At 41.3% G+C, this 24,211-nt stretch carries 19 protein-coding genes; 3 read left to right on the top strand and 16 right to left on the bottom strand.

The window, feature by feature from the left end:
• Positions 1-2: 2 nt before the first annotated feature.
• Positions 3-515 (top strand): lincosamide nucleotidyltransferase Lnu(AN2), encoded by a 513-nt coding sequence (gene lnu(AN2) / locus QK890_RS06090; RefSeq protein WP_009038171.1) that lies wholly within the window; start codon positions 3-5, stop codon positions 513-515.
• Between the two features lie 445 nt (positions 516-960).
• Here the strand turns inward: lnu(AN2) and QK890_RS06085 are convergent, their stop codons facing one another.
• The 8 genes from QK890_RS06085 to QK890_RS06050 form a co-directional block, all read right to left on the bottom strand.
• Entirely contained in the window at positions 961-1,314 is a 354-nt protein-coding gene (locus QK890_RS06085) for a nuclear transport factor 2 family protein (RefSeq protein ID WP_117463697.1), read from the bottom strand.
• A gap of 88 nt (positions 1,315-1,402) precedes the next feature.
• Positions 1,403-2,806: a mobilization protein gene (locus tag QK890_RS06080; RefSeq protein ID WP_117463694.1), complete on the bottom strand. Its 1,404-nt coding sequence runs from the start codon at positions 2,804-2,806 to the stop codon at positions 1,403-1,405.
• 211 nt (positions 2,807-3,017) lie between these two features.
• Entirely contained in the window at positions 3,018-3,974 is a 957-nt protein-coding gene (locus QK890_RS06075) for a toprim domain-containing protein (RefSeq protein WP_004308778.1), read from the bottom strand.
• A 212-nt stretch (positions 3,975-4,186) separates the two neighbouring features.
• Positions 4,187-5,263, bottom strand: coding sequence for an AAA family ATPase (locus QK890_RS06070; protein ID WP_008766855.1), 1,077 nt, complete (start codon positions 5,261-5,263; stop codon positions 4,187-4,189).
• A 14-nt stretch (positions 5,264-5,277) separates the two neighbouring features.
• Positions 5,278-5,586: a DUF3853 family protein gene (locus QK890_RS06065; RefSeq protein WP_004308776.1), complete on the bottom strand. Its 309-nt coding sequence runs from the start codon at positions 5,584-5,586 to the stop codon at positions 5,278-5,280.
• Positions 5,587-5,810: 224 nt separating this feature from the next.
• Positions 5,811-6,854 (bottom strand): hypothetical protein, encoded by a 1,044-nt coding sequence (locus tag QK890_RS06060; protein ID WP_004308775.1) that lies wholly within the window; start codon positions 6,852-6,854, stop codon positions 5,811-5,813.
• An 8-nt stretch (positions 6,855-6,862) separates the two neighbouring features.
• Entirely contained in the window at positions 6,863-8,158 is a 1,296-nt protein-coding gene (locus tag QK890_RS06055) for a YhcG family protein (RefSeq protein ID WP_004308774.1), read from the bottom strand.
• 63 nt (positions 8,159-8,221) lie between these two features.
• Entirely contained in the window at positions 8,222-9,505 is a 1,284-nt protein-coding gene (locus QK890_RS06050; RefSeq protein WP_004308773.1) for a site-specific integrase, read from the bottom strand.
• A gap of 357 nt (positions 9,506-9,862) precedes the next feature.
• Between QK890_RS06050 and QK890_RS06045 the strand changes: the two genes are divergently transcribed.
• Positions 9,863-12,247 (top strand): HAMP domain-containing sensor histidine kinase, encoded by a 2,385-nt coding sequence (locus QK890_RS06045; protein ID WP_032540696.1) that lies wholly within the window; start codon positions 9,863-9,865, stop codon positions 12,245-12,247.
• A 136-nt stretch (positions 12,248-12,383) separates the two neighbouring features.
• Here the strand turns inward: QK890_RS06045 and gcvT are convergent, their stop codons facing one another.
• The 4 genes from gcvT to QK890_RS06025 all read right to left on the bottom strand — a co-directional run bounded on the left by gcvT (position 12,384) and on the right by QK890_RS06025 (position 16,710).
• Entirely contained in the window at positions 12,384-13,469 is a 1,086-nt protein-coding gene (gene gcvT, locus QK890_RS06040) for a glycine cleavage system aminomethyltransferase GcvT (protein WP_022011869.1), read from the bottom strand.
• A gap of 33 nt (positions 13,470-13,502) precedes the next feature.
• Complete coding sequence (gene pepT / locus QK890_RS06035) at positions 13,503-14,726, bottom strand: peptidase T (RefSeq protein ID WP_022011868.1); 1,224 nt, start codon at positions 14,724-14,726, stop codon at positions 13,503-13,505.
• 131 nt (positions 14,727-14,857) lie between these two features.
• Entirely contained in the window at positions 14,858-16,264 is a 1,407-nt protein-coding gene (locus tag QK890_RS06030; RefSeq protein ID WP_005809713.1) for an amidophosphoribosyltransferase, read from the bottom strand.
• A gap of 83 nt (positions 16,265-16,347) precedes the next feature.
• Positions 16,348-16,710, bottom strand: a complete 363-nt coding sequence (locus QK890_RS06025) for a DUF488 domain-containing protein (protein WP_032540694.1) — start codon at positions 16,708-16,710, stop codon at positions 16,348-16,350.
• A 520-nt stretch (positions 16,711-17,230) separates the two neighbouring features.
• Between QK890_RS06025 and QK890_RS06020 the strand changes: the two genes are divergently transcribed.
• On the top strand, positions 17,231-18,367 hold the full coding sequence (locus QK890_RS06020; RefSeq protein ID WP_005775986.1) for an OmpA family protein: 1,137 nt from the start codon (positions 17,231-17,233) through the stop codon (positions 18,365-18,367).
• A 63-nt stretch (positions 18,368-18,430) separates the two neighbouring features.
• Here QK890_RS06020 and QK890_RS06015 read toward each other — a convergent pair whose 3' ends face one another.
• The 4 genes from QK890_RS06015 to QK890_RS06000 all read right to left on the bottom strand — a co-directional run bounded on the left by QK890_RS06015 (position 18,431) and on the right by QK890_RS06000 (position 24,206).
• Positions 18,431-18,862, bottom strand: coding sequence for a Fur family transcriptional regulator (locus QK890_RS06015; protein ID WP_005809711.1), 432 nt, complete (start codon positions 18,860-18,862; stop codon positions 18,431-18,433).
• 2 nt (positions 18,863-18,864) lie between these two features.
• Positions 18,865-20,811, bottom strand: coding sequence for a heavy metal translocating P-type ATPase (locus tag QK890_RS06010; protein WP_032540733.1), 1,947 nt, complete (start codon positions 20,809-20,811; stop codon positions 18,865-18,867).
• A gap of 116 nt (positions 20,812-20,927) precedes the next feature.
• A complete protein-coding gene (locus tag QK890_RS06005) occupies positions 20,928-21,962 on the bottom strand; it encodes a YeiH family protein (protein WP_032540692.1) in 1,035 nt (344 codons plus the stop codon).
• Between the two features lie 225 nt (positions 21,963-22,187).
• A complete protein-coding gene (locus QK890_RS06000; protein ID WP_367627249.1) occupies positions 22,188-24,206 on the bottom strand; it encodes a RagB/SusD family nutrient uptake outer membrane protein in 2,019 nt (672 codons plus the stop codon).
• Positions 24,207-24,211: the final 5 nt, after the last annotated feature.

Here is a 24,211-nt window from a genome sequence, read left to right as displayed (position 1 = left end):
ATATGACAAAGAAAGAACACACTACGATTACAGAGTTATTTCAAGTTTTGGACTTGTTGGAAAGCCTGGACATGCAGTTTTGGTTGGATGGAGGCTGGGGAGTGGATGTCTTGTACGGACAGCAAACCCGCTTGCATAGAGATATTGACATTGATTTTGATGCCAATTATACAGACCAACTCCTTGATCTTTTGCAGGAGAGAGGATATCAAATTGAAACAAATTGGTTGCCCACCCGTATGGAACTGTATAGCAAAGAATTAGGCTATATTGATATCCATCCTTTTGTCTTGAATGCGGACGGCACTTCCAAACAAGCCGACTTGGATGGAGGCTGGTATGAATTTCAACCGGACTATTTTGGAACAGCAGTCTTTGAAGGCAGAAGCATCCCTTGCATTTCTGCAAAAGGGCAACAAGTATTCCATTCGGGCTACGATTTAAGAGAGAAGGATATTCACGATTTATCTATAATTAAACAATGTATAACAACAATGAGCCTAACAATTAGATAAGAACAAGAAAATGACAGAAAAACAAATTGTCTGGTATATCTTACTTACAGAAGTAAAGATAGACAGTGACACCCAGTCTGTCACATCCCTGAGTGTAGCTCCATTGGCAGTCTTGCCGGAATTCCAGCGTAAGGGAATTGGGGGGGATGTTGATTCAGTAAGCCCATCAGAGGGCAGCACTTTTGGGTTACGGCACAGCAGTCGTATTGGGGCATAAAGAGTATTATCCTCGATTTGGCTATCGCAAGGCTATCGATTTAGGAATTGAATTTCCTTTCGAAGTCTCTCATGAATATTGCATGGTGGCTGAATTAATACCTGGAGCTACTGAGAATGTGAAAGGTATGGTTTGTTATCCAACTGACTTTAAATAGTTTAACAAGTAAAATTCATTATATAACTCGGACTGGGTATTTCAATTTCCCAGTCCGTATTCTGATAGTACTTATTCAATTGGAAGATTGTGTTGCTTCAAGAATGAAAGTTTATCCCAATACCCTCTTTGAAAGACGATTTTGTTATCTTTTACATGAAAAAATCCGCATCCACGAAGTCCAAGAGAGTCTTTCCATTCCATGATAGCCCATTCGCCATCTTCAAAAATATTTTCCACCATACAAACCATTTTAGCAGTGGCAAATTCATTCACAAACATTTTGTAGATTGATTCTTTACCTATTATTGGGTCGTTTGCGACTTGATGATTTACTGCATTAGTAGCATACAGCTCTGCTATATGATAAGCATCTGCTTTGTTAAAGCAATCTATCCATTTTTCCAAAACTTCTTTAGGCTTCATTTTTTATAAATTCTTAGGATTTTGATTCTGTAATAAAAACAATCTGTTTGGATGCATAGATACTTGATTTTATTAATAATAGGCTATTCTATATTCTAAATCCTCTGGATTTTTGCTCTCTCTGCACCGAGTTACGTAGATTCTGCTGTAACTTTTCCCATTGTTCCTTAAACCATTGTACTATGGGTTGTCGGTTTATGGTCAGCATAAGCTTACCACTATCCATCGGATGTTTCTCAACCCTAAAAATATCATTCTTGATGTCAAATTTCCACCTGTGTTCTTCGGAATAAATTTTGCCACTACATTGTATGGATTCTTTCTTTGTCAAGAGGTTTTCTATCATGTCTTTGGTAAACCCGATAACAGCGCATAATTTTTCCATTCTCAACATCTCTTTGAACATGGGAAACCATTTGTGGGCTTTTTCAAGCAAGGTGCTCAATCGTGATATTTCCTTGTCTTTGCCTTCAAGTTCTTGATTATGTATTCTTTGAAGATTACGAATTTGTCTGCTATGCTGTTCCTGTATTTGTTGTATCTGAATTTTTAATTCATCAGTAGCTTTGTCCCGTTTGGTAATTTCCTGATGTAGCTGCTCGATGTGATGTTCCAGTTCTTTCAGCTTACCGCTTCCGAAAAGAGAACCTACACCGCTTGCTATGGCGGTAGCAGCATTGGTGGCTGTTTTCTTTAGTTTGTCCGTGCGTATCTCTGCTTTTACCTGTTTGAGTTCCTGTTCGGCAAGGCTTACTTGTTGTTCCTTGTGTCGCTTGGTTTCCTCTATACGTTGCAGTTCGGCTTTCTGCTTCTCAATGATGAAATCATTTCGTTCCAGATGCTCTTTACCTGTGACAGCTTTTGCCTGTCCACGTTCCATCAGGAGAATATCGGAAGCAAGGGTCTGCATGGTTGCCATATCCTCGTCATTGAGCTTTCGGCTCTTTCCAGTTTCATGGTTCATCCAGTCGAATACGACATGAGCATGATAATTTGGTTTGAACCATCTGTTACCGACTTGGAAGCTCTCCTTGTCTTCTGCTTCCGGCTGACCGTTCAGCCAATGCCCTTCGTCTTTATGCAGGAAAATCTGTAGCGGAGTGATGCCCCAGCGTCTTTGGCACTCTTCACCGAATTTGCGTACATCAGCCAGTGTGGTGTCCGGTCTGATAAGCAATACTCCTTCACGGATGGGTGAGCATCCCGCCACCTTGATAATCTTTCCATTCTTTCCCTTGCGTTCCCTTTCCTTTTCCTGCATGGCACGTCCGGTCTTTTCCTTGACCATTTGCTTGATATTGTCATAATGAGTTCGCAGTTCGGGAGTGCCGAAGTCGGGATTTATCCACTGTTCGTTATCGGTGGAAAGTTCGGGAACGACATAGATTCTGGACTCCCCGATATTACGCATATACTCGGCAGTCCTTCGGTTGTGTGCCTCGCTCGATGCGATGTTGCAAGGCTTGATATGTATGCTTGATTTTGTTGCCATAGCTTCTTTCCTTTGTTTACAATTGATTTACTTTGCTCGCTTTCGCAGAGGGGTTCTTAGGGGTAACCCATAAGCGGAGATTGTAAAGAGAGGGTCACTCTTTGCTCGGGGTTCTCAGGGGTGAAACGCCCTGAGTGGGTCATTAGGGCAAAGCCCTAATCCCCTCGGGAGAGCCCACAACTACGAAAGCGAAGCGTGTAGTTATAGTGGGCTATAACTGGAAGCCGTTCTTCTTTTCCGGTGATTGGCTGCGCACCCCTTTGGCGGACTGGAGCTGCCTTTTTCTTTCAATCTGTTTCTGTAAGTATTCGTTCAAGTCCTTGCATCCTCTGTAAATCTGCGAAGCGTCCCGGATGTACCGCTCTCTGCCGTATTCCATGCGGATTTGCCGGAGTGCTTCCAGTCCTGCATGGTCGTTGTCGAAAAAGCAGTGGATGCGTTCGTAATTGCCCAACGGATAGAGAGCCTTGTTTACATTCGATACGGAGTTCAATACAATGTAGTCCTGCCCGTCCAATTCCGGATAATTTGGGCAGCTCTCTTGTCTCAATGTCAAAAAGGAGAGGTAGTCCATAAATCCCTCGAACACATAACAGGTATTCCTCGCTTTTCCCGACTGCCTGATGTGGGAGATTTCCTTTGGGGCGATGCAGCCCTTGAAATAGCGGTTGCGGATTTCATATCCACACGAACCATTGGGAAAGGCGATGGCAAAGTACCGCTTGCCGTTGTGAGTGAAACGTGCTTCACTACATTCTCTTTTCGCCAGTTTTATGTTAATTCCTCTACCTTGTAAGTAGGCAAGCAGGGCAGTAGATGACAGCGGAACAATCTCCAACTGTTGGAAGCTCGGCTCGGAAGAGTTTTGCTTTCCAAAAGAGAAAGATACCGGGCGCACGTGCGGTGTCTGCTCTGCTATCCGTTTCAAGATGTAAGGTACATGGTCGGTAGCGTACAGGTGTGCAGCCAGTTCTATGATACCACCACCTTTACCCAAACCGAAGTCATACCATTGTTCACGTTCGGTATTTACCTTGAACGAGGCTTCGGCTTCTTCCCTTAACGGTGATTTATACCACAGATTGACACCTTGTTGCTTGACGGGAGAATATCCTAAACTATGCAGATAATCCGCTATTCTGATTTGCTTGGCTGTCTGTATATCCATAAAATGATTGTTTTAGTAGTTGGTGAATTGGTTTATTTTTCTTTTTGCCCGTACCTTTTTAGGAAGTACGGTCTATAATCACTTCACTAAATTCTCGTATATATAGGATACGGTAATAAAGTGAAGTGATTTAGTCCCATTCCCCAAGCACTTCACTATATTCCTAATATATACACCCCGAGAATAAAGTGAAGTGATTGCAGGGAAATGGGCTAATAGTGGAAGTCAGGCATGAATGTGTATTTTCTGCCTGTCTCCTGCACTATCATCCGTTTGTTGCGGAGCATGGTGATGAGCGATACCGCCTTTTTATGGTTCAGCTTTACACCCACTGACATATAGGTCTTGATTAAGGCATCTTCCAGTTCCTTGTAGCCGTATTCCTCTTTCAGCCCGAAAACGGCTTCCAATGCGATACGGTGCTGCTGCTCGGTGATATGCCTGTAAGGGTCGAACTTCTCTTCTTCGGGTCTTCCCGGCTTCTTTGTTTCAGGTTTGTATCCCTCAATGAGTTCGGGAAGGGCTTTGTCGTTGATACGGAATGCGAAAGGCTCAAAGTCCATTGCCCGGATGTGAATGGCTGAAACATGGCTGATGTCACCGTTGCCCTTGTCCTTTTCTACCTGCAATACGGTTTCCGCCTTGTTGTTCAACTCCGTACCAATGTGCCCTCTTGCGTTCTCATCCCCTTTGTTCTGATGCAGTATCGTATGGATATGTATCTGCCTGTCGTCCGTCCACTGCATCAGCTTGGATATGATGCGTGTTGATTCACTGGGGCTGTTGATGTCATACACCATATCCCGTATGCCGTCTATAATTACAAGACCGATTTCGGGTGTATTGTAAATAGCCTGTTCCACAATCCTGATACGCTGCTCAGGCGTGTATTTTCTTAAGGCAAGAAATTCAAGATTCTCATTGTCCCTATCATCTGGCAAACCAGCCATTCGCAAAATGCGCGTCATGACTTTCAGACAATGGTAAGGGCTTTGCTCTGTATCAACATAAAGCACTTTCCGCTTATCTTCAGGCAGTTCAGCCACATACCGCAGCACTGTGCCGTTCTTCAATGCAGCGGCTACGATAGCCGATACATTGAACGTTTTTTTACTTTTGGCTTTGCCGATGGATGCGCTGAAATTACCCAATGTCCCAATGACAGAATCATGTACTTTAAGGATTTCAGGTGCTTTCTCATAACTTTTCGACAGGCTCAAACGTGAGGCTTGCCAAAGGATTATGGCTTCTTCAGCCGATATTTCCTTAGTCTCTTTCATATAGTCCATAGCCATGCCTCCCGTTATTTCCGTCCTCCTGTTTTCTTTCCAGCCAGTTCAAGGGCAAGCTCAACATCCACGATAATCTTACGTCCTATCTGAGTGATTGCCTTGTCAATCTTTCCGCTTTTCTTGATACGGTTGGCGGTGGGTAGGCTGCACCCGAACAGTTTGGCTATGCCCAGTATTCCGTACACATATTTTCTTTCTGTGTCTGTAATGGGCTGTGGCTGCGTTTCCGTTTGACGGGAAGCGTGCTTACTTAGGAATATGAACTCTTCACCTGTCATCTGCCAGACGGGTTTTGATAATAATTCTTGAAGATTTTTCATCGTTCAATCTATTTAGTCGTTTAACAATCAGCCCTGCGCACTGGCTGTTATCTCTGTTCTCGAACGATGCAAAATTAGGTAGGGTTGTAAGTGGTAAGGATGTGGTTGATATAAATGGAATATCTTGTTATTTATCTGAATATAAGATAATAAAAATACCACTCAAAAATTTAATTTGAGTGGTAAAAGTGGTTGTTTCGTAAAATGTCAGGGCATATCACAGATTATCGGAATATACCATCCATTTCTTTGGCAAATTTCCGGTTGCTGTCACTGGGGAAATCGGAAACAGGCTCTTTGTACTTTGACTTGTAGTAGCTTTCCTCAATATCCAATATTTTCAGGATATTCCTCTTCCAATTCTCCCTGTCCTGTTTGGGCAGTTTTTCGCTCATCAGGAATATCAGATAGCAGGTACGTATTTTTTCTCTCGGTCTGATTTGGGGTTTGGTGTCGCTTGGTAGCAGGTTCATGCAGGTATAGAAATCATGTTCGGAAATATTCTCGAACTGTTCTCCCACGCAGGTTACATGAATGAGCGAAAGCAGTTCCATATTGAAATACTCAGTCTGTTTCGTTCCCAGCACTTCTTCCTGTATGTTGGGGGCATTTGGTTCTTGTTCGGCTGGCTCTTCCGGCTCGTTTGTTTCATCAAATACATATTTCGCCAGTGTCTCTTTGAGGTGGCAGCCCAGCCGATAGATTTCATTGAAACGGCTTTTTGCATATTGCAGGGCTTTCTCTCTGGTCTGTTTTTGCAGATCGTAGAGTTCGGTCAGCTTGTTTTTTTTCTCCTCGTATTCATCTTTGCACCGTTCATATTCCATTTCCGCACGCTTTTCATCCTCTGCAGTGTGTTCCCGATAACCTATGGAATCGTATCGGTGGTATGCTTCGTTTAGCGGAGCATGGAGCTTGGTCGTCTTGTATTGCTGTTCTTCTATGGCTTCTTTATAGATTTCTGAAACTCGGAAGCAGATATTGTAAACGGTCTGTTCATCCGGCATACATCCTTTCTTGTAATAACTTATGTTTTCGCATACTTCCTTTTTCAGGCTATTCAGAATCAGTGTGTATTGCTCCTGTGGAAGATGAAACACCAGTTCAAGAATGGCTGTTTCAAGAACCGTTACATCATTGTAGTCCAGATAGAACTTGGTAATGAATTTCTGCTTTTCAAAAGAGAAACCTTTATTATCAAACCAGTCTTTATATATTCTGTTCAATTCTCCGTATCGGGGAATCAGCGTTGTAATTACATCTTTCATGGACGCAACTATTTTTGAGTGTTATTGTCTTTGTCAAGGAAAGAGGCCAGTTCTTCTTCCACTTCTTCCACGCTGGGCAACGCTGATTTCAGTTTCTCGGGAATCGCTTTGCTCAATTGGTAATCGCTGATGCCGATGGGCTGGTCATAGCCTGTCAATGCGTATTGTGCCACAACTTCGTCTTTTCCCTTGCATAGCAACAACCCGATAGTCTTGTTGTCATTCTCTCCCCTCAGTTTATCATCCACCACATTGATGTAGAAGTTCAGTTGTCCTGCATACTCCGGTTTGAATGGGGTAGCCTTTAATTCTACCACGATATATGCGTGCAACGGAATGGAATATAGAATCAGGTCGGCAAAGAAATCGCTGTTTCCGACTTGGAAGTGCTTCTGCCGGGCAACGAAGGCAAAACCGTTGCCCATTTCCAACAGGTAGCGGGTAACGTGTTTCACCAGCTGTTCTTCAATATCCCTTTCGTCTGCTTTTTCTTTGGCTCCTGCCAAATCAAAGATGTACGGGTCTTTGAGTAGGTAATTGGCAAGGTCGCTTTGTGGAGCCGGAAGTGTGGTCGTGAAATTGTTTACCTTGTTGTTGCTGATTTGTCGGCTATACAAATCACTGTCAATTTGCATTTTCAATACATTGCTGCTCCATCCCATTTCCACAGACTGCTTCATGTACCAGTAGCTTAGACCTAAAGGTAGCGAACTGTCAAGTATAGTCATTTGGCTTGTCCAGTTTATTTTGGCTATAGGAGAGGTCAAGAAAACTTCTTCTATTTCCCTGATTCCCATCCTGTAAATGGCAGACACGGTTTTTCCCACATCTTCAAATTGCGCAGGAACTTCCTGCGTAATTGCTAATGATTGACAATCAATCGATTGTATTTGCGCAGTAAGTTCCTGCGTAAATTGCTTGTCATTCAGTTTTAATACTTCATTGGTCACACTCTGTATGGTTGGGACAGACAGGCTTGCATCTGTTTCTATGAAACTTTGCAACGCTCTTAAAGGATATGCTTTTGCAAACTGGCACATATAGGTAAGGTTACGTTCCGAATAGCCTTTCTTTTCAGGGTAATGCAGTCGGATAGCCTTTGCCAACTGCTTGATGATTTTGCTTCCCCATCCGTGCAGCTGCTGGTGATAAAGGATGTAATTGCCTATCTTCCAGTAATGGAACAGCATTTGTGCATTGGCTGCAACAATCAGCCTTACTTGTGCCTGTTCTATTTCCGAACCGACCGCTTGTATGAATGCATCAAAATTCGTTTTCTCTATGTTGGATTCCTTGTTGCTCATATTGTGATGATAATTTCTACAAATATAGTCATTGGTAACTATCTATGAAACTGTTTGATACTTTTATAGTTGATTAAACTTGTTCATGGCATTTGCCTTAATATCATCCGCTATGTCAATGTAGGGTTTCATAGCTTTGTAGTCGCTGTGTCCCGTCCATTTCATGACCACCTGTGCCGGGATTCCGAGAGCCAGCGCATTGCAGATGAATGTCCTTCTTCCTGCATGGGTACTGAGCAAAGCGTATTTGGGTGTGACTTCATCAATACGTTCATTTCCCTTGTAGTAGGTTTCCCGTACAGGCTCGTTGATTTCTGCCAGTTCGCCCAGCTCTTTCAGGTAATCGTTCATCTTCTGGTTGCTGATGACGGGCAGAGCCATGTAATTCTCGAAATGGATGTCCTTGTATTTGTCCAGTATGGCTTTGCTGTATTTGTTCAGTTCAATCGTCAGGCTGTCGGCAGTCTTGACTGTGGTTATTTCGATGTGGTCGGACTTCACATCGCTTCTTTTCAGATTGCGAACATCCGAATACCGCAAACTCGTAAAGCAGCAGAACAGGAAAACATCACGCACACGTTCCAGGTATTGCTTATCCTTGGGTATCTGGTAGTCTTTCAGCTTGTTCAGTTCATCCCAAGTCAGGAAGATTACTTTTTTCGAGGTGGTTTTCAGTTTCGGTTTGAACGTATCGTATGCAATGTTCTGATGATGTCCTTTCTTGAAGCTCCAGCGCAGGAACCATTTGAGGAATCCCATTTGCTTGCCGATGGTGCTGTTTCTCATATCCTTGGTGTCACGCAGGAAGTTGACGTATTCGTTCAATCCAAACTCGTTGAAATAGTTGAACGTTGCATCCTCCTTGAACTCTTTGAGGTGGTTCCTCACTGCTGCAAATTTTTCATAGGTGGATGCCGTCCAGTTATTCTGGTTACCGCACTCTTTTACAAACTCATCGAACACCTCCCAAAAGCTGACAGGGGCTTCTTCCGGCTGTTCTTCGCTGGTGTCTTTCATTCTCATGTTGAAAGCTTCCTTCAACTGTTGGGTCGTTGGCATGACCTCCTGCACCTCAAATTCCTTGAAAATATTCTGGATTTCGGCATAGTATTTCAGCAAGTCCGTATTGATTTCGGCTGCACTTTGCTTTAGCTTGTTGGTACATCCGTTCTTTACCCGCTGCTTATCTGCATCCCATTTGGCTACGTCAATCCGGTAGCCCGTTGTAAACTCGATGCGTTGGCTGGCAAAGATGACACGCATACGGATGGGTACGTTCTCTACGATTGGCACACCGTTCTTTTTCCGGCTCTCCAATGCAAAAATGATGTTGCGCTTGATATTCATAATTGGGTGCGTTTGAAATTCTACACCCAAATATACACCCAATTATTGAGATAGCAAAAGATATTTAGAAACATTTACTTTTACTCTATATTGTAATTTACACTTGATTATCAGTCGTTTGCAGTTTTATGATATTCTGTGAAAGTATAAGTTCGAGAGCCTGTCTCTCCGCAAACTTATCGAATGGTAAGTGGATAAAAAGCCTACAAGTTCACAACTTGTAGGCTTTTTACTATTTATACTTTTTATTTCCAGAACACCTGAGTGAATAAAAAGGTATGATAATGCTACCATTTTATAATCAGACATTGCCGTATTGATGGAAATTATATTATTTTGACCGGTAGAAAATAAGCTATGAGACTCACAGACCCTAAATGCAAATACATTTTTGCCTTCATTCTTTTATTGGGGGTCTTCTTATGTGGGTATAATTCCAAACAGTGGTATGTCACAAATCATCGGATTAAAAAAAACATTTCTCTTATTTATTCTTGTTCAAAAGATAAAATCGGGCATGGACGCTTTGAAGAACTTGTAAAACAAGAGTTTAAAGCGCAGGGTATAGAGCCTGTGTTTGATGAATTTTACCTTGATTGTGACCGTTTCGACCAGAAAGTAGAAATGGAACATATGGGTAATTATCTTGAAATTCTGAAAACTAAGCCGATAGATCTTATTTTAGCGGTAGGGGACCAAGCTGCTTTTTCTTTGTTATCGACCCGTCATCGCCTTCTCTATTCTATTCCTGTGGTAGCCTGCAACGTGCATTTCCCTGATGAAAATCTTATAAAAGAGTACGAATCCAGAAAGGTATATGTGTTGAGAGATACTCCGGACTTTAAACGCAATATGGATTTTATAAAGTCTTTGCAACCCCATGTAAATATGGAGATTGTTTATAATATTGATTTAACTGCTCTTGGGCATAAATCTTTTGACTTGCTGAATCGGGTTATCGACAGAAAGAATGTGCAGATTTGGGGGCATAAGTCAGCGTTTTCTATGGAGTATGAATACAAGGAAATGAGAGAAATGATAGAGTATTACAGTCTGATGCCTGCTGTCGCAAATCATAATTCAGAAAAGGAGGAACTGACTGTGAGCCTCTGCCCTTTCCGGTACATAAAAGGTGCTTCTTTGCTTGTTATGATGGAAAATTCGAAATGTGAGCAAGAGAGGAAGGCATTCTTACTTGATAAATTTGATCTGGTATCGCTTCCGATAGTAAATGCTCTGAATATACCTTCTTTCAGTTGTGTACGCGAGGGATTTGGAGATGGGAGTAAAATTGTAGGTGGTTATATGGCTACTGAAGAGATCTCTGCACAAGCTGTTACCGGTTTATCCGTCCGGCTAATGAATAAAGAGAAAATAGGTATGCCTAAGATAAGGGATCTGGAGAAAGAGTATGTGCTGGATTGGAGTGTCTTTTCGTCCTATAATGGTTATGATATTGGAAATGTGGCAAAGGATGTGCGTATTATTAATTATCCGTTCTATGACCATTACCGAAAGGAGGTTTATTTATTGGGTGTGCTATTTATTCTTGCATTCATTTTCATATCAATCAGCCTGTTGCGTACACGCCGACGTTCTCTGATAGAACGTAAGAACTTACAAATATTGGAAGAAGCACACAAACGGTTGACTCTTTCTGCCGACGGAGGGCAGATTTCATTATGGAATATGCAGGGAGATGACATTGAGTTTGATGATAATTATACGCGTCTGACAGGTATGGGAAAAAGGAGGGTTAAGAGAAGTACCTTTTTAGAGTATGTACATCCCGATGATTCTCAGTTATTGAGTTCTTTTTACGGAGCACTTTACAAATCTCCGGGCATGCAAATACAACGGGCACGTTTTTGTTTTGATGAAACGGAAGAATATCAATGGTACGAATTGCGCTGCCGGAGTCTGAAAGATGTAGAAGGCGAGATGATGCTGGCAGGTATCATGCAGAATATTCAGGAGGCGGTAGAACGTGAGCATCAGTTGATTCTGGCTAAACAAATGGCTGAGAAAGCTGAATTGAAACAATCTTTCCTTAATAATATGAGTCATGAAATTCGTACCCCGCTCAATGCAATTGTCGGATTTACGAATGTGTTGATAGGCGAAGGTTCCGAAGAGATAGATCCGGATGAAAAGGCAAGTATGCTTGATATCATCAATCATAATAATGAATTGCTTTTGAAGCTTATTAATGATGTGCTGGAAATATCCCGTCTGGACTCCGGAAGTCTGGATTTCGAAATAAAGGAATGGGATATGACAGAGATTATGAAAGAGATTTATCTGACGTATCAGCCGTTAATTCAGCCTTCCTTGCAGTTTCATCTTGAATTGGGTAATCCGGTTCCTTTACTTGTGCATATTGATCGTTTCCGTTTTACTCAGGTTATCTCCAACTTTTTGAATAATGCAAATAAGTTTACTCAAAATGGTCATATAACATTGGGATGCAAAGTGGACGAAGAACATCATGAAGTTTGTATATATGTAAAAGATACCGGTAAGGGAATCGATGAAAAGGAACTTATGATGATTTTTGACCGTTTTTATAAAACAGACGAATTTGAACAGGGAAGCGGTCTCGGACTTGCTATTTCTAAAGTTATTATCGAGCGATTGTCAGGGCGTATAGAAGTGCATTCAGAGAAGGGGAAAGGCAGCTGTTTTGCAGTGATTTTATCATTGGTGGATGTACGGAAGGATCATTTGGATGAGCTTTTATAAAGTGTCGTGGCGGGTGATCCGCTTGATCTGATTCAGCGGGGTCGGTTTCATGATAGTGTACCCTCTGTACTTACATAAAAATCCCCCTCTGTCCTTTGAGGCAGAGAGGGATTTCAACTTATTATTTTCTCAATGTTTATTTACGGAAAGGCGGTTTTACTACCACAGCTTTCAGCTTACGGCCACGCATATCGATGCATATCTCCGTACCGACCTTGCTATATTCAGGCTTTACATATCCCATGCCAATACCGATTTTACGGGTTGGAGACATTGTGCCTGAAGTCACAATCCCGATCTTATCACCTTCAGCTGTTACCAGTTCGTAACCATGTCGGGGAATACCACGGTCGATCATTTCAAAACCTACCAGTTTGCGGACTGTGCCCTCAGCCTTCTGTTTTTCAAGCATTGGGCGATTTGTAAAGTTCTTGCCATCCACGAATTTAGTAATCCAACCAAGTCCGGCTTCAATAGGAGAGGTAGTGTCATCCAGATCATTGCCATACAGGCAAAATCCCATTTCAAGTCGAAGTGTGTCACGTGCGCCAAGTCCTATCGGCTTAATGCCAAACTCGGCTCCTGCTTCGAAAACGGCATTCCAGATCTTTATGGCAGCATCAGGATAGAAATAAAGTTCAAATCCACCGGCTCCGGTATATCCCGTGTTAGAAATAATCACATTTTTCTCACCGGCAAACTCACCAACCTTAAATGTATAATAAGGAATATCGGAAAGGTTAATGTCTGTCAACTTTTGCAGAGCTTGAATAGCTTTCGGACCTTGTACGGCGAGTTGCGCCATATTATCAGAAGAATTTTCCAGTTCGGCTCCTTCTGTATTGTGAGAGACGCACCAATTCCAGTCTTTCTCTATGTTTGAAGCGTTGACAACCAATAAATACTTTTCCGGTTCATATTGATAGACCAGCAGGTCATCAACAATACCGCCGTCTTCATTCGGAAAACAGGTATATTGAATTTTGCCCGGCACCAAAGCTGCCACGTTATTTGAGGTCACTTTCTGCAAAAAAGCCAATGCATGAGGCCCTTTCACCCAAAATTCACCCATGTGGGAGACATCGAAAACACCGACACTATTACAGACAGTAAGGTGTTCGTCAATGATACCGGTGTATTCAATAGGCATGTTATATCCTGCAAACTCGTGCATCTTAGCACCAAGTGCGATATGTTTCTCGGTAAATGGAGTGGTTTTCATGAAATGAGAATTTAAGAATTATATAAATAATGATTATTTAGAAGCTACAAGTTCAGCAATCTTCACAATGACTTTCATTGCCTTTTCCATGTTCTGGATCGGAACAAATTCATAGCGGCCGTGGAAGTTCAGCCCACCTGCAAAGATGTTAGGACAGGGTAAACCTTTGAATGACAATTGGGCTCCATCCGTTCCTCCACGAATTGGTTTCACATTCGGCTTCACGCCTACAGCCTCCATTGCGGCAAAAGCAGTATCGATAATATGCATCACAGGCTCAATCTTTTCTCGCATATTATAGTATTGGTCACGCAACTCAAGAGTGGCGGTACCTTTACCAAACTCTGCGTTGATCTTGTTTACCAGATGCTCTATTTCTTTCTTGCGATCTTCAAATTTATTGCGATCATGGTCACGAATGATATAGGATACAGTACTCTGCTCTACATCCCCCTGGATACCGATAAGATGATAGAATCCTTCGTATCCGGAAGTATGTTCCGGAGTTTCATGCCGGGGAAGCATGGTGATGAATTGGTTGGCTATGCGAATAGAGTTAATCATTTTATGTTTCGCATAGCCCGGATGTACATTACGTCCCTTAAAAATGATTTTGGCAGCAGCGGCATTAAAGTTTTCAAACTCCAATTCCCCGACTTCTCCTCCGTCCATCGTATAAGCCCATTCACATCCGAATTTCTGAACATCAAACTTATGGGCACCTTCACCTATTTCTTCATCCGGATTGAAACCGATCCGGATTTTGCCATGTTTAATTTCGGGATGTTCTTGCAGATAGACAACGGCTGATACAATCTCGGCAATACCTGCTTTGTCGTCTGCTCCTAATAAGGTTTTACCATTGGTGACAATCAGATCTTCTCCTTTGTGATCAAGCAATTCGGGAAATTGAGCCGGTGAAAGCACAATGTTTTCTTCGGCACAGAGTACAATATCCGAACCATCATATTTTTCTACAATGCGTGGAGTTACATTTTTTCCACTCATGTCGGGACTCGTATCCATATGTGCTATGAAACCGATAACAGGTAATTCCTTGTCTGTATTGGCCGGCAATGTTGCAAAAAGATAACCGTTTTCATCCAATGTTATATCTTCTAACCCCAAAGACTCTAATTCGGACTTTAGATATTCGGCAAATACCATCTGTCCCGGAGTACTGGGAGTAAGTCTTGTCAGTTCGTCCGACTGTGTGTCAAAGCTTACATACTTTAAAAAACGTTCTACTAAATTCATATCATTAAGAATTAATAATTTGCTAATCTATTATTTTTCACGCCTGTAAAGGTAAAAAAAGAGCCGTGAACTGCCAAGCAATTCACGGCTCTTTTTAATACATTATTCTATATTTAATCACTAATAGCTACTTAGAAACAGCTGGAGCCATCGAAACAATGGGTGCAGACCTTACATTTTGGCAGTCCGATAGCTTCAATTAGTGTTTCAATCGTATTGAATTTGAGGGAAGAAAGTCCAAAACGCTCAGCAATAATACTTACCATTTTTTCATATTCCGGTGAACCGGTAGTAGCATATTTATCCAGGTTTTTGTTTTCATCTCCTTCCAAGTCTTTTATTATTTGTCTGGTGATCAGTTCCATATCTGATTTTGAAGCAGTAAACCCAATAAAGGGACAGCCATAAATCAGCGGTGGACATCCAATACGCATATGTACTTCTTTTGCACCATAATCAAAAAGTATTTTCACATTATCGCGCAACTGCGTACCGCGTACAATGGAGTCGTCACAAAAGATGATACGCTTGTCCTGAAGCATTGCACGGTTAGGTATTAATTTCATCTTTGCCACCAGAGAACGTAATTCCTGCTTACTCGGAGTAAAACTACGAGGCCAGGTAGGAGTATATTTAGTAATGGCTCTATGATAAGGAATCCCTTTCCCTTCTGCATAACCTAACGCCTGTCCAATACCCGAATCCGGGATTCCACAAACGCAATCGGCGTCAAAATTATCCTGTTCTCCCATTTTCATTCCGCTCGTGAAACGCACTTCCTCTACATTACGGCCTTCATAGCATGAATTGGGAAAGCCGTAATATACCCAAAGGAATGAACAAATCTGCATTTTATCGTTGGGCTTACGGAGTTGTTCTAAACGGTCCGCGTGCATACGGACAATCTCACCGGGACCCAAATAACGTTCTATTTCAAAATCAAGATTCGGAAAACTGTTGGATTCACTGGTAGCAGCATAAGCCCCCTCTTTTTTACCGATAATTATAGGAGTACGTCCCCATTTGTCACGTGCGGCAATCACTCCATCTTCTGTTAACAGAAGCATGGAACACGATCCCTTGATATGGTTATATACGTTTTCAATCCCTTCAACGAAGTTTCTTCCTTGAATAATCAATAAAGCAATAAGTTCAGTCTGATTGGTGTTACCCGAACTAAGTTCGGCAAAATGCATGTTTTGTGAGAGTAGTTCCTCTTCAAGTTCTTTGAGGTTGGTGATCTTTGCGACTGTAACAATGGCGAATCTGCCAAGATGTGAATTGATAATAATGGGTTGTGCGTCTGTATCACTGATAATGCCTATACCGGCATTTCCTTTAAATTTATCAAGTTCCTCCTCAAACTTAGTCCGGAAATATGAACTTTGTAAATTGTGGATCGAACGGATAAATCCTTGTTCTTCACTATATGTCGCCAGTCCTCCCCGTTTTGTTCCCAGGTGTGAGTTATAGTCTGTGCCGTAGAATAAATCGGTCACACAGCTCGTTTTCGAGACTGTTCCGAAAAAACCTCCCATATGATTCTTTTTTGATGTTGTTTTTAAAAAGATGGCGCAAAAGTACAAAAAAGATTCGTGTTGGCATAGGTTTCTATAAGAAATCAGTTTTTCAGGCGATCCTCCAGAAACGCCTGTAAAATACGGGCATGATTATAAACCGGTTCCTTAGAAGCATATAAAAGAGTGACTGTTTTATAAGGATGTATCCGGACTAAAAAATCAGCTACTTTATCGGAGGTTTCAAGCTCTTTCCGGTACATTGCCGCAAATTCTTCCCAATGTCCTGAGATATCTCCGTGAAACCATTTTCTCAAATCGGAAGAGGGAGTCAGTTCCTTCGCCCAATAATCATACTTTAAATATTCTTTTTTCATTCCACGAGGCCAAAGCCGGTCAACCAGTACACGATAGCCATCCTGTTCCGAAGGATCTTCATATACACGTTTAATTCTTATCTGATTCATATCAATGATCTTTTGATTATAATAACTTAATAGAAATAGAAAAAGTTTATGGAAGAAAGGACAAATCATAATACCTTAAGAAAATGTGAGTTTTAAAATATAAACATTGTAAGTACATCGTTCTTCAAGTGGAGATTGATAAGAGAAGTTATGAAAGATGAAAATCGGAACATAAGGAATTAACAAACCATTCATTTTGTTTGTAGAGCTTCATATTGGTATTATACCTATTTAATTATTATAATCTGCTGAGAAACAATTTTATGTGAATAGCTCTGCAAAGCGATCTAAACGCTCTTTTTCTATTCCAATTATAAATACCTATTTTACAAAGGTTTGCATTTAATTCAAAATTTACTTCCCAGAAATAGGCTTGCGGAAATTTGCAAGCTACAAAAATAAATTATATTTTTGCGGCTGTTTTTGCAAAACCGGTTTACATGAATCGGATCGATAAAACAATTATTGGCGAATAATTAACTATTAATGTTTAACCAAACCAATTTAAAATTTAGAAAAAATGAAGAAAAGTATTATTATGTTTGCATTAGCAGCATTGATGAGCACAAGCGTTTTCGCTCAAAACAATGATGCAGAACGCCTTCCGGGGTACAAAACAACTTTCGAAGGTAATGGATTTTGGAATAATTGGTATATGTCTTTAAACTTTGGTGCGCAGTCTCTCTTCGCTGAAAACTCTAAAGATGCAAAATTCAGAAACACTATAACTTTTATGCCGACTCTTTCGGTAGGTAAATGGTTCAACCCTTATTGGGGAGTTCGTTTGCAGGGTACAGGTGGCTCATTGCATGGATTTACATCTGGAGCTAATTCAATGTTACATTATCAATATGGTGCCGTTCATGCAGACTTTATGTTTGGACTGATCAATTTCTTCGCTCCTTATAAAGAAAATCGTCGTTTTGACATCGTTCCTTTTGCAGGTATCGGTGGAGCATTCATCCGCAAAGGTGACCAGTCATTTACAATCAATGCAGGTATTCAGGCACGCTACCGTATTTCAAAGCGTTTCGATATCAATGTTGAATACCAGGGAGCTATTTTAGACGACGATATGGTAGTTCGCGGCGGTTTCCCGAACGATGGAATCAGTGGGCTGACAGCCGGCGTTACTTTCCGTTTCGGAAAAACCGGTTTCAAGAAAGGTTACTCTTCACGTCAGTACAATGCAATTAAGAGCAACTATTCTGACTTAGAGGCAAACTATACTTCTTTGAAAAAAGAAAATGCTGCACAACAAGCCGAAATAGCTGAGTTGAAAGCACGTAAGCCGGAGGTTATCAAAGAAGAAACCGTAATCGATAATTCAGAAATCAAGGCTCTCCCAAGTACTATCACTTTCCCGTTCAACAGCAGTAAAATTGAACTCTCACAGGAAGTAAGTATCTTCAATATTGCTGAATTCTTAAAAGCAAATCCTGAAATCCGTGTTCGTCTGACTGGTTACGCCGACAAACGTGGTTCGGAACAAGCTAACAGAATTGTTTCTGAAAGACGTGCCAATGCAGTGACAGAGGTATTTGTCAATAAGTACGGAATTGCTAAAGATCGTATCACTACAGAATTCAAAGGTACCAGCACTAAATTTGAAAATGATGACTGGAACCGTGCAGTAGTTGTGGAATTGATTAAGTAATAACAATTATACTACCTTTTTTAAGAAGGCGCATTGATAGATCATATCAATGCGCTTTTATTTTTAATGGCCTTTTTTCAGCTCTGCCGCACATTCCGCGCAACATCCTTTTAATACATAATTTATGCTTCGTACGGCAAATCCTTCAGGCAAATCTACTACGGGGACATGAATGTTTTCAAGGCAGAAAGTCTTATGGCAATATTCACAGTAAAAGTGCGTATGCAAATCTTTCACGGCACAAGTACATTCACTGTCACAAACCGCATATTTTAAAGATCCTGTACCATCATCTACGCTATGTGCCAGATGTTGGGAAACAAACAGGGTAATCGTTCGGAATATGCTCGACTTATCCACAGTATCCAGTTTGTTCTCCAAATCAAGAAGTGAAACAGCTTGTTCCGCATCTATCATAGCTTTTAAAACCAGCATCCTTATGGCAGTAGGTTTTATTCCTCTCTGTTCTAATATCTTCAAACACAAATTTTCCATTCTCATTTAATCATTTTCTGTATACGAATAGCATTCACTATGGCAATCAATGTCACACCTACGTCTGCGAAAACTGCTTCCCATAAAGTCGCAATACCACTTGCTCCCAATACCATTACCAGCAATTTTACTCCAAATGCCAGCGATACATTCTGCCAGATGATGCGGCGCGTACAACGTCCGACCTTTATGGCAGTCGCCACTTTCGAAGGTTGATCTGTCTGGATAACCACGTCTGCGGTTTCAATAGCGGCATCACTTCCTAACCCTCCCATCGCAATACCTACATCACTTAAGGCAAGTACCGGAGCATCATTCATTCCGTCACCGACAAAAGCAATCCGGTTATCTTTGTTTTCCTTCAGCTTTTCCATATGCTCTACCTTTCCTTCCGGTAGCAGATCACCATACGCCCGGGTAAGTCCCAGTTTGTTTGCAAAAATGCTAACAATACTCTGTTTATCACCTGACAAGATCTGAATATTCTTAATATTTAACTCTTTAAGTGATCTGACAGTATCTGCTGCATCGTCCTTTAACACATCGGACAATGTAATGTAACCTATATATTTATTTCCGACAGCACATACGACTGTTGTTTCCGTTATCGAAAGAATATACGCCGGAAACTCAATGGAATATTTCGACAACAATCTGGCGTTACCGACCAACACATTTTCTCCGTCAACCTCAGTCATTAACCCATAACCTGCAACCTCTTCTATATTCTTAGCAGCAGTAAGGCCAATCTTTTTCTTTTCGGCATAACTAACAATAGCTTTGGCTATCGGATGAGTACTATTTTTCTCAACGGAAGCTATTATACGTATCAGTTCTTCTTTTGAAACGCCTGGAATAACTTCACAGGATTCCACTTCAAAAACTCCTTTAGTCAGAGTACCTGTTTTATCAAATACGACTGTATTGACACGGGTTATGGCATCCAGATAATTTCCACCTTTGAACAAAATACCTAAACGGGAGGCTGCTCCGATTCCTCCGAAATATCCTAATGGAATACTGATAACCAATGCACACGGACATGAAATCACCAGAAAAACCAATGCCTTATACAGCCAATCATTAAAAACAAATCCGAATAACGGGTTTATGAATGAATAGATATATGGGATCAGCACAATCAAAAAGGCAAGGCCGATAACAATAGGGGTATATATACGGGCGAATTTTCTAATAAACAATTCGGCCGGTGCTTTACGTTCAGAAGCGTCCTCTACAAGTTCCAGAATACGAGCCAATGCGCTTTTATCAAAAGGCTTTGTCACCTTCATCCGGATCACTTTGTCTGTAACAATCATACCGGCAAGTACCTCCTCACCCTTGCGAATATCTCGTGGAACACTCTCTCCGGTAAGGGCCGCTGTGTTGAATGCTGCTATTTCGTTAAGCATAATTCCATCCAACGGTACACGTTCACCGGCTTTTATTTCGATAATTTCGTTTATAAAGACTGACTTCGGATTGACTGTAACGATCTCGTTCCCTCTCACTACCATTGCCTTTTCGGGTCTGACATCCAACAAGGCACTGATATTACGTTTAGCCTTGTCTATTGCTCGATCCTGAAATAATTCACCAACTGAATAGAACAGCATGACAGCAACTCCTTCCGGATATTCCCCGATATAAAAAGCGCCTAATGTTGCGACTGACATCAACGTAAACTCACTGAAGTAATCTTTCTGGAGAATACTTTCCCATGCTTCCTTTATCACAGGTAAGCCGACAGGCAGATAGGCCAATACATACCAAACCAAAGAAACTGTATTTTCCTTGAAAAAAGCAATATCCAGTTGATTCATTATACCGCCTGCTACCAACATCACCAATGAAAGCATTACTTTCCAATATTCGCCTATGAAGCCATTTGCTTCCTGGCAATTTCTGACCCGCATATTTGCATTCGTTTCACATTTGCATTGTCCCATAATCATGTTTATTATTAGGTTTATGATGCAAAGGTAGCGGATTGCAGGTGCAACAAAGTTGCAAAAACTCAACCGGAAAAGTTTCGAAGGCATTTCGGAATCCGGGAAGGTACTTTTTACATCAAAACAGGTGCAAGGAATTTAACCAGAAAATATCCCCCGGCAATTAGCCATAGATACAACAGGGAAGCAAGTATAAATGGTTTGGCACCAGCTTTTTTGAATTTGTCAATGCTGGTTTCGGCTCCCAATGCAGTCATCGCCATGGTAAGCAAAAAAGTATCCAGATTATTGATGAAAGTGATCAACCCTTGTGGCAGTAAATCAAAAGAATTAAAACCGATAACTGCCAGAAAACCGATGGCAAACCATGGAATGGATATGTCTTTCATGCGGCCGCCTTGTCCGCCTGTTTTCACTGCTGCCCTGGATACCATGAAACTGGTGATCAACAGTACCGGAACCAGCATCATTACGCGGATCATTTTCACGATAATGGCAACATCGGAAATTTCTTTTCCCATCGCATTTCCCGCACCTACCGTATGTGCAACTTCGTGTAACGTAGCACCGGTAAAGATTCCCATTTCGTTGGGCGACAACATAAAAGTTCCGTTTCTATATAATATAGGATAGATAAACATTGACAGAGTACCAAAAATAACTACGGTGGACACAGCTACCGCAGTTTTGTATGGCTTGGTCTGGATGGTCGATTCAGCCCCTAAAATAGCGGCTGCACCACAAATGCCGCTACCAATGGAAGTCAGTAGTGCGACCCCACGGTCCATCTTAAGCATACGTCCAATTAAGATACCTCCGAGAATAGTTGTAGCTACTACAATGGCATCGATAAATATGGCAGGTAGCCCCACTGCCAGCACATCCTGAAAAGTCAATTTAAAACCATAAAGAATAATGCCTATCCGTAAGACACGTTTTGAGCAGAACTGAATACCCGGTACCCATGTTTCCGGAAGATTGTTTCTGAGGCTATTGGCATATAGCATACCTAAAATAATACCTACGATCATCGGACTGAAAGAGAGTCTTTTTATGAACTCCATGTCGCCTATGTAAAAGGCTGCACATGAAAACAGGGCTATTAACAAGACCCCGTGAAGCATACTGTTTCTTTTTTCGCTTAACATAAATGAATTTATTTATAGTGTTTTTATTAGTACACCACAAAGTAAGCACTTTAAATCGGGACGCAAGCAATTAAAAAATTTATACCCCATAACTTATCGTTATTTCTGTTCTTGAAAATATGTTCCGGTTTTGTTATTATAAAAAAGCCCCATCCAAAGTATAATCTATACGCTTGGGATGGAGCTTGATTTTAGGAAAAGTCAGTCAGACTGATCACTATCCTTTTATTTTTCTGCAGGCATTGCCGGTGTTGTGGGCCAATATGGATTTTGGTACAGTGGAGATAAATGGACGGATGTATGGTCAGAAGCTGTCAACAGGAATTGTTTAATTGGCAATGGTTGTAAATAATGGGCCATATGCCAGGTATAACCATCCTTATATAAATTTTCGGATCCCATATTTTTCTGATAAGGCCGGAGATACTCACTTAAACTGGCATTTGAGACATTTGCCGATGAACTACCGTCAGCAACCAACTGATCGACATACCACTGTTCCATCGGAGTGTTCCAAAGATGGAATCCTTCCACATGATATGGTTCTGTAATCATTTGATCCAATGATCTCCAACGTATCAAATCCATCCAACGCAAACCTTCCACCATCAATTCACTACGACGTTCACGACGAATATTATACAACACAGGGTCAGTCAGCAATGCTCCGGCGGAATAAGCTCCCCAATCTAACTTTTCTTTAGTCATATCTGTCGCATCAATGGTCACTTGTGGATCAATAGCTGCGCCTTTGAAGCCCGCTGCTGTACGAATCGTTTTCCAATATTCCAATATTTTTCCAGAAGTGATATTGCGCGTCAACTGATATTCAGCTTCTATATAGTTCAATAGAGCCTCTGTGGCACGAAATACGATTGATCCGGTATAACCTTCATAATTACCACAAAGCTTTTTATCAAAAGTACCGCCTTTTCGAAGAGCATAACCTGTGCTATAGCCTTTCTCGGCATTAGTCGATAAGATGACCGGATAGGGCTCATTCTCCACACCCATATTTTCTTCTGCATCCATATTCTTAAATAAGTTTTTCTGATTTGGTTCTTTTAAGAATATGTACAAACGAGGATCGGCATTTTTCCTAACCAATGCCAGCGTCTCATCATTATAAGAAAAACCGTCATGCGAAGCATAGCTGGGCTTACCATCCTTCATTACGAAACCTTCAACCATGCTGCGGGTCAAGCCAATGCCATGATTTCCGTGCTGAACAGGAACTTCCACCTGGTTCATAACACCTAACCCTTTACTATATTCACGCCACAATAAAACATCCGTATATCCGGACATGTCGATGTTGCCGAACATACTAAAATAAGGATTATCAGGATCTGATTCCGATTGAGGCACTAATCCCGTATTTGAGGTCAAGTGTCCTTTGTACTTATCAGCGATGATTTCCGCATTCTTTGCCGCTACTGTAAAAAAGTAGGTGATTTCATTATCAATATTGCCGGAAGGATATTCGTAATTCGCATTATAATCTTTAGCTTTACCGGGCCAGCCTTCGCCGTTCGGAACAAAAGCAGTACCTTTAAAATAGTTCAGCCACGAACCTTCGAACAATGCTACGCGTGATTTCAGCAAAATAGCTACATCTGGTGACAATCGGTTATGGCGATCATCAAAATTATCACTCATATATATTTGTGCGCTATCCAAATCTGTGAGAATAAAACGAGCCACTTCGTTACGTGGGCTGCGCTTGTTGGCTGCCACCAGAATCGCTTCGTTATCGGGCATAGCTTCTTTCAATATGGGTAAATCGCCCCATTGTTGAAGCATACTGAAATATCTGTAAGCACGGAAAAAGTAAATCTCACCAATATATTGACGAATGTTACGGTCTGAACCGGCGATTTCGTTTTTATTGTAATAATTGAGTATCGTATTCAAAGAATAATTGATACTACGAATATTATCCCACGACCAGTTACTATTGGTCTGACCTACTTTCCATTGATCTGTTGCGTATTTGCCGTCCGCAGAAAAGGTAGCTTGATTATCTGTATGGTTGTCATATCCAAATGTACCATAACCTCCGCTATGAGAGGGCAATATGTCGGCGTATAGCTGATTAGCTATACTCTGAACCTGGTTTTCATCCTGATAGTAGTCTTCAGGAACAACGTAAGAAGGTGGTTGCTTATCTAAAAAATCTTCACACGCAACAACTGAAGTAGCCAGTACGGCTACAGCTAAAAATTGTAAAATATTGAGTTTCATAATTG

Source organism: Bacteroides sp. NGMCC 1.200775 (assembly GCF_040798045.1).
Taxonomy (GTDB): Bacteria; Bacteroidota; Bacteroidia; order Bacteroidales; family Bacteroidaceae; genus Bacteroides; species Bacteroides hominis.
The sequence above is the reverse complement of the archived record's forward strand: the minus strand, read 5'-3'. Positions and strand labels throughout refer to the sequence as shown.